Source organism: Streptomyces sp. NPDC058955 (genome assembly GCF_042741435.1).
Classification (GTDB): Bacteria; Actinomycetota; Actinomycetes; order Streptomycetales; family Streptomycetaceae; genus Streptomyces.
In genome coordinates, this window is sequence record NZ_JBHYKM010000124.1 from 1 (window position 1) to 7,021 (window position 7,021).

Annotated in this window: 5 protein-coding genes; 2 read left to right on the top strand and 3 right to left on the bottom strand. The window is 70.6% G+C overall.

Features of this window, described 5'->3' with window-relative positions; all coding sequences use genetic code 11:
* Both ACFW1I_RS32325 and ACFW1I_RS32330 read right to left on the bottom strand, forming a co-directional pair.
* Positions 1–644, bottom strand: a 644-nt coding sequence (locus tag ACFW1I_RS32325; RefSeq protein WP_384676625.1) for a hypothetical protein, incomplete at its 3' end; no start/stop codon positions are given.
* A gap of 60 nt (positions 645–704) precedes the next feature.
* Positions 705–2,030, bottom strand: a complete 1,326-nt coding sequence (locus ACFW1I_RS32330) for a DUF2252 domain-containing protein (protein ID WP_384676659.1) — start codon at positions 2,028–2,030, stop codon at positions 705–707.
* A 159-nt stretch (positions 2,031–2,189) separates the two neighbouring features.
* On the opposite strand from ACFW1I_RS32330, the gene dnaE reads away from it, so the two are divergent.
* Complete coding sequence (gene dnaE / locus ACFW1I_RS32335) at positions 2,190–5,729, top strand: DNA polymerase III subunit alpha (RefSeq protein WP_384676627.1); 3,540 nt, start codon at positions 2,190–2,192, stop codon at positions 5,727–5,729.
* Positions 5,730–5,798: 69 nt separating this feature from the next.
* Here the strand turns inward: dnaE and ACFW1I_RS32340 are convergent, their stop codons facing one another.
* Positions 5,799–5,972, bottom strand: coding sequence for a hypothetical protein (locus ACFW1I_RS32340; protein ID WP_189945183.1), 174 nt, complete (start codon positions 5,970–5,972; stop codon positions 5,799–5,801).
* Positions 5,973–6,216: 244 nt separating this feature from the next.
* Here ACFW1I_RS32340 and ACFW1I_RS32345 point away from each other — a divergent pair.
* The coding region (locus ACFW1I_RS32345) for an NYN domain-containing protein (RefSeq protein ID WP_384676629.1) at positions 6,217–7,021 on the top strand (805 nt) is incomplete at its 3' end.

Sequence of the window (7,021 nt, forward strand, 5' to 3'; positions counted from 1 at the left end):
CCCGGGGCGGCCCCGGGCGGCGGGCCGGGGGGGGGGCGGGGCGGGGGCGGCGGCCCCGGCGGGCCGGCCACGGCCGGCCGGCCCCCGCCCGCCAGCGCCGCGAGGAGCTCCAGCGGCCGGAAGGCCGAGGCGGCCACCGCGCCGAGCAGCCGGACCAGCGCCCGCTCCCCGCCGCGCAGCCAGCCGGCCGCCGAGAGGCCGACCAGCACATGGGCGCCGAGCAGCAGCCACGGCAGCGCCGGATCGGGGGAGGAGAGCACCGCGGCGGCCCCGCCGTCGGGCGCCACCACCCCGGGCAGCGGCGTGCCGACGGCCCCGCCGCACAGCACCTCGACGCCGAAGGAGCGCAGCGCGCCGGCGACCGGCCCGCCGGCGGGCCCGTAACAGACCGTCTGGCCGGAGGTGAAGAGCGTGTCGGCGGCCAGCTCCAGCGGGACGAGCAGCCCCGCGATCGGGCCGAAGCCGCGCTCCCGGCCGGCCAGCGCGTACGCCACGGCGAAGACGCCGACGGCGACAGGGACGACCGTGCCCAGCGGCAGCGGCACGCGCGAGAGCAGCACATGGGAGGCCACGGACAGCGTCACGACCAGTGCCGTGAAGACCGCCGCCCGCAGCGCCCTCAGCCGCGTCCCTGCCATGTCCATTGCCGACGAGTCTGCCACGACGGGTCGTAAGGGGTCCCTAAGGAGGAGCTGTGGGCCCGGTCAGAAGCCCCGTATCCGGCCGTTCCGGAACAGGTCCACGAAGATCTGGTGGTCGGCACGCGCGCGTGCCCCGTACGCGTGGGCGAACTCCACCAGCAGCTCCGTGAAGCCCTCCTCGTCGGCCGCGATCGCGCCGTCGATGGCCCGCTCGGTGGAGAACGGCACCAGCGAGTGGCCGCTGGACTCGTCCGCCGCCGCGTGCATGGTCGCGGTCGCCCGGCCGAGGTCGGCCACGGTCGCCGCGATGTCCTGCGGGTCGTCGATGTCCGACCAGTCCAGGTCCACCGCGTACGGCGACACCTCGGCGACCAGCTGCCCGGCGCCGTCCAGCTCCGTCCACCCCAGCCACGGGTCGGCGTGCGCCTGGAGCGCCCGCTGCGAGATCACCGTGCGGTGCCCCTCGTGCCGGAAGTAGCCCCGCACCGCCGGGTCCGTGACGTGGCGCGAGACCGCCGGGGTCTGCGCCTGCTTGAGGTAGATCACGACGTCGTTCTCCAGGGCGTCGCTGTGCCCCTCCAGGAGGATGTTGTACGAGGGGAGGCCGGCCGAGCCGATGCCGATCCCGCGCCGCCCGACCACGTCCTTCACCCGGTACGAGTCCGGGCGGACCAGGCTCGACTCCGGCAGGGTCTCCAGATAGCCGTCGAAGGCCGTCAGCACCTTGTAGCGGGTCGCCGCGTCCAGCGGGATCGCGCCGCCGCCCGCGGCGAAGCGGCGCTCGTACTCCCGTATCTCGGTCATGGAGTCGAGCAGCCCGAAGCGGGTCATCGCGCGGGCCTCGCGCAGCGCCCCGAGGAGGGCGCCGTCCGCGGTCTCCAGGGTGAAGCCGGGCGCCTCGTCGCCCCGGGCGCCGGTGGCCAGGGCGTGGATCCGCTCCCGGTAGGCCGCCGCGTAGATCCGGACCAGCCGGGTGATCTGCTCGTCGCTGAGCGCCTTGCCGTAGCCGATCAGGGCGAGGGAGGCGGCGAGCCGCTTGAGGTCCCAGGTGAAGGGCCCCACGTACGCCTCGTCGAAGTCGTTCACGTTGAAGATCAGGCGCCCGTTGGCGTCCATGTAGGTGCCGAAGTTCTCCGCGTGGAGATCGCCGTGGATCCACACCCGGCCGGTCCGCTCGTCCAGGAACGGGCCGCCGTCGGCCTCCTCCTCCAGGTCCCGGTAGAAGAGGCAGGCGGTGCCCCGGTAGAAGGCGAAGGCGGATCCGGCCATCTTCCGGAACTTGACCGTGAAGGCCGCCGGGTCGGCGGCGAGCAGCTCGCCGAAGGCGGTGTCGAAGACGGCGAGGATCTGCTCACCGCGCTCGGCGGCGGTGGGCTGGGGGACCGACATCGAGGGTGCCTCCTGTGCGGGACTGGTCATGACAAATGGGGACAGGTGTTCCCTGACTCACAACGCGCGACGGTACCGCCCGGTGCCCGCTTCCTGTCACTCGTGCGACGTAGACTTCGACGCTGTCCCCCCAGAAGTTCATAGTCGGAGGCACCCCCCGTGACCAAGCCGCCCTTCACGCACCTCCACGTCCACACCCAGTACTCCCTGCTGGACGGTGCCGCGCGGCTGAAGGACATGTTCAACGCGTGCAACGAGATGGGCATGACCCATATCGCCATGTCCGACCACGGCAACCTGCACGGCGCGTACGACTTCTTCCACAGCGCCAAGAAGGCGGGCGTGACGCCGATCATCGGCATCGAGGCGTACGTCGCCCCCGAGTCCCGGCGGAACAAGCGCAAGATCCAGTGGGGCCAGCCGCACCAGAAGAAGGACGACGTCTCCGGCTCCGGCGGCTACACCCACAAGACGATCTGGGCGGCGAACGCCACCGGACTGCACAACCTCTTCAAGCTCTCCTCCGACGCCTACGCCGAGGGCTGGCTCCAGAAGTGGCCCCGGATGGACAAGGAGACCATCTCCCAGTGGTCCGAGGGCCTGATCGCCTCCACCGGCTGCCCCTCCGGCGAGCTCCAGACCCGGCTGCGCCTCGGCCAGTTCGACGAGGCCCTGAAGTCGGCCTCCGAGTACCAGGACATCTTCGGCAAGGACCGCTACTTCCTGGAGCTGATGGACCACGGCATCGAGATCGAGCGCCGGGTCCGCGACGGCCTCCTGGAGATCGGCAAGAAGCTCGGCATCCCGCCGCTGGTCACCAACGACTCGCACTACACCTACGCGCACGAGGCGACCGCCCACGACGCGCTGCTCTGCATCCAGACCGGCAAGAACCTCTCCGACCCGGACCGCTTCAAGTTCGACGGCACCGGCTACTACCTGAAGTCCACGGACGAGATGTACGCCATCGACTCCTCGGACGCCTGGCAGGAGGGCTGCGCCAACACGCTCCTGGTCGCCGAGCAGATCGACACCACCGGCATGTTCGAGGCCAAGAACCTCATGCCGAAGTTCGACATCCCGGAGGGCTACACCGAGGTCACCTGGTTCCGCGCGGAGACCATGAAAGGCATGCACCGGCGCTTCCCCGACGGCATCCCCGAGGACCGCATGAAGCAGGTCGAGTACGAGATGGACACCATCATCTCGATGGGCTTCCCGGGCTACTTCCTCGTCGTCGCCGACTTCATCATGTGGGCGAAGAGCCAGGGCATCGCCGTGGGCCCCGGCCGAGGCTCCGCGGCCGGCTCGATCGTCGCGTACGCCATGGGCATCACCGACCTCGACCCCATCCCGCACGGCCTGATCTTCGAGCGCTTCCTCAACCCCGAGCGCATCTCGATGCCCGATGTCGACATCGACTTCGACGAGCGCCGGCGCGTCGAGGTGATCCGGTACGTGACCGAGAAGTACGGCGCCGACAAGGTCGCCATGATCGGCACCTACGGCAAGATCAAGGCCAAGAACGCGATCAAGGACTCCGCGCGCGTCCTCGGCTACCCGTACGCCATGGGCGACCGGCTCACCAAGGCCATGCCCGCCGACGTCCTCGGCAAGGGCATCGACCTCGACGGCATCACCAACCCCTCGCACCCGCGCTACAGCGAGGCGGGCGAGATCCGGGCGATGTACGAGAACGAGCCCGACGTGAAGAAGGTCATCGACACCGCCAAGGGCGTCGAGGGCCTGGTCCGCCAGATGGGCGTGCACGCCGCCGGCGTGATCATGTCCAGCGAGCCGATCGTCGACCACGCCCCGATCTGGGTGCGGCACACCGACGGCGTCACCATCACGCAGTGGGACTACCCGCAGTGCGAGTCGCTCGGCCTGCTGAAGATGGACTTCCTCGGCCTGCGCAACCTCACGATCATGGACGACGCCGTCAAGATGGTGAAGGCCAACAAGGGGATCGACCTCGACCTCCTGGCCCTGCCGCTCGACGACCCCAAGACCTTCGAACTGCTCCAGCGCGGTGACACCCTCGGCGTCTTCCAGTTCGACGGCGGCCCCATGCGGTCCCTGCTGCGGCTGATGAAGCCCGACAACTTCGAAGACATCTCCGCCGTGTCCGCGCTCTACCGCCCGGGCCCGATGGGCATGAACTCGCACACCAACTACGCCCTGCGCAAGAACGGCCAGCAGGAGATCACCCCGATCCACCCCGAGCTGGAGAAGCCGCTCGAAGAGGTGCTCGCGGTCACCTACGGCCTGATCGTCTACCAGGAGCAGGTGCAGAAGGCCGCCCAGATCATCGCCGGCTACTCGCTCGGCGAGGCCGACATCCTCCGCCGCGTCATGGGCAAGAAGAAGCCCGACGAGCTGGCGAAGAACTTCACCATCTTCCAGGCCGGCGCCCAGAAGAACGGCTACAGCGACGAGGCCATCCAGGCCCTCTGGGACGTGCTGGTCCCCTTCGCCGGCTACGCCTTCAACAAGGCGCACTCCGCCGCGTACGGCCTGGTCTCCTACTGGACCGCCTACCTCAAGGCGAACTACCCCGCCGAGTACATGGCGGGCCTGCTGACCTCGGTCAAGGACGACAAGGACAAGTCCGCGGTCTACCTCAACGAGTGCCGCCGCATGGGCATCAAGGTCCTCCCGCCGAACGTGAACGAGTCGGAGTCGAACTTCGCCGCCCAGGGCGACGACGTCATCCTCTTCGGCCTCACCGCCGTCCGGAACGTCGGCGCCAACGTCGTCGAGTCGATCATCAAGAGCCGCAAGGCCAAGGGGAAGTACTCCTCCTTCCCCGACTTCCTCGACAAGGTCGAGGCCGTGGTCTGCAACAAGCGCACCATCGAGTCGCTGATCAAGGCCGGCGCCTTCGACACCATGGGCCACACCCGCAAGGGCCTCGTCGCCCAGCACGAGCCCATGATCGACAACGTGGTGGCGGTCAAGCGCAAGGAGGCCGAGGGCCAGTTCGACCTGTTCGGCGGCATGGGCGAGGAGGACAGCAGCGAGCCCGGCTTCGGCCTCGACGTCACCTTCACCGACGACGAGTGGGACAAGACCTACCTGCTCGCGCAGGAGCGCGAGATGCTCGGCCTGTACGTCTCCGACCACCCGCTCTTCGGCCTGGAGCACGTCCTCTCCGACAAGACCGACGCCGGCATCTCCCAGCTCACCGGCGGCGAGCACGCCGACGGCGCGGTCGTCACCATCGGCGGCATCATCTCCGGCCTCCAGCGGAAGATGACCAAGCAGGGCAACGCCTGGGCGATCGCCACCGTCGAGGACCTCGCCGGCTCCATCGAGTGCATGTTCTTCCCGGCCACCTACCAGCTGGTCTCCACCCAGCTCGTCGAGGACGCCGTCGTCTTCGTCAAGGGCCGGCTCGACAAGCGCGAGGACGTCCCCCGGCTGGTCGCCATGGAGCTGATGGTCCCCGACCTCTCCAACGCCGGGACCAACGCCCCCGTCGTCCTCACCATCCCGGCCCTCAAGGTCACCCCGCCGATGGTGAGCCGGCTGGACGAGATCCTCCGCCACCACAAGGGCAACACCGAGGTGCGGATCAAGCTCCAGGGCCCCCGCTCCACCACCGTGCTCCGGCTCGACCGGCACCGGGTCCAGCCCGACCCCGCCCTCTTCGGCGACCTGAAGGTGCTGCTCGGCCCGTCCTGTCTGGCCGGCTGACCCGGTCCCGCGCACGCGCAAGGGGCGCGCCCGTCGTCACGGGCGCGCCCCTTTGCCGTCTTCCGGGCGTCAGTTGTGGCCGAAGCGCTTCTGACGGCCCTTCCGCGCCATGTCACCGGGGGTGACCTGGGAGGCGCGGCTCTCGGCCTGGGACTCCATCGACGACTGCTGCGCCTGCTGGGCACCGCGCTCGGCCGGCGACTGCTGCTGCTTCTGACGGTTCTGGTTGCGGTTCTTGGCCATGGGGATGATGCCTCCTCGAAGGGATCTAGGGGCCAGGGCCGCTGTCAGACTCACATACGGGAGAAACCGCCGCATGTTGGATCATTACGGTGCGTGAGGGCGCCCCGCGTCGCGGCGGGTTCCGGCTCCGCCACGCCGATGATCCAGTTCCGGCCGTCAACCCCCGGGCCGTCGGGCAGACTCGATGGAACCCGGAACACCTGAGATCCCGAGTCCGGCCGAGATCCGAAAGAAGGTGGAGCACGTGGACCGATGCGTCGTCCTGGTGGACGCCGGCTATCTGCTGGGGGCCGCCGCCAGCCTGCTCGCCGGGGACTCGGCGCGGTCCCGCATCAGCGTGGACCACGCCGGGCTCATCCAGCAGCTGCGCGAACGGGCCGAGATCGAGACCGGCCTCCCGCTGCTGCGGATCTACTGGTTCGACGGCGCCCCCGACCGGGTGCCCCAGCCCGAACACCGCCGGCTCCGCGTGATGCCCCGGGTCACCGTCCGGCTGGGCGCCCTGACCCGCAGCGACGGCCGCTGGGCGCAGAAGGGCGTCGACGCGGCCATGCACACCGAGCTCACCGAACTGGCCCGCAACCGCGCCTGCTCCGACATCGTCCTCGTCACCGGCGACGGCGACCTGCTCCCCGGCCTGATGTCCGCCAAGGAGCACGGCGTCGCCGTCCACCTCTGGGCCGTCCAGGCCGCCGACGGCGACTACAACCAGTCCGAGGACCTGGTCGCCGAGGCCGACGAGCGGCGGGTCCTCGACCGGGCCTGGATCACCCGGGCCGTCCGCGCCAAGGACCTCACCGGCGTCTGCGCCCCGCCGCCGGTGCCCCGCCCCGAGATCGCCGCCATCCTCTCCGCGCCGCTCCCCGAGTCCGGACTCGCCTCCGCCGAGGGGGGCCCACCCCGACGCCGCGGCCCCCGCGCGCCGCCCCCACACCGGGGCCCCCCGCCCCCCCCCGCGGGGGGCGCGCCGCCGGGGGGGGGCCGGGGGTGGGGCCGCGCGGCGGGCGGGGCGGGGGGGGGGGGCGCGGGGGGGGGGGGGGGGGGGGGGG

Coding starts and splice junctions, on each gene's coding strand:
- ACFW1I_RS32330 (WP_384676659.1), bottom strand. CDS start 2,030: ATGTCGGTCCCCCAGCCCACCGCCGCCGAGCGCGGTGAGCAGATCCTC.
- ACFW1I_RS32340 (WP_189945183.1), bottom strand. CDS start 5,972: ATGGCCAAGAACCGCAACCAGAACCGTCAGAAGCAGCAGCAGTCGCCG.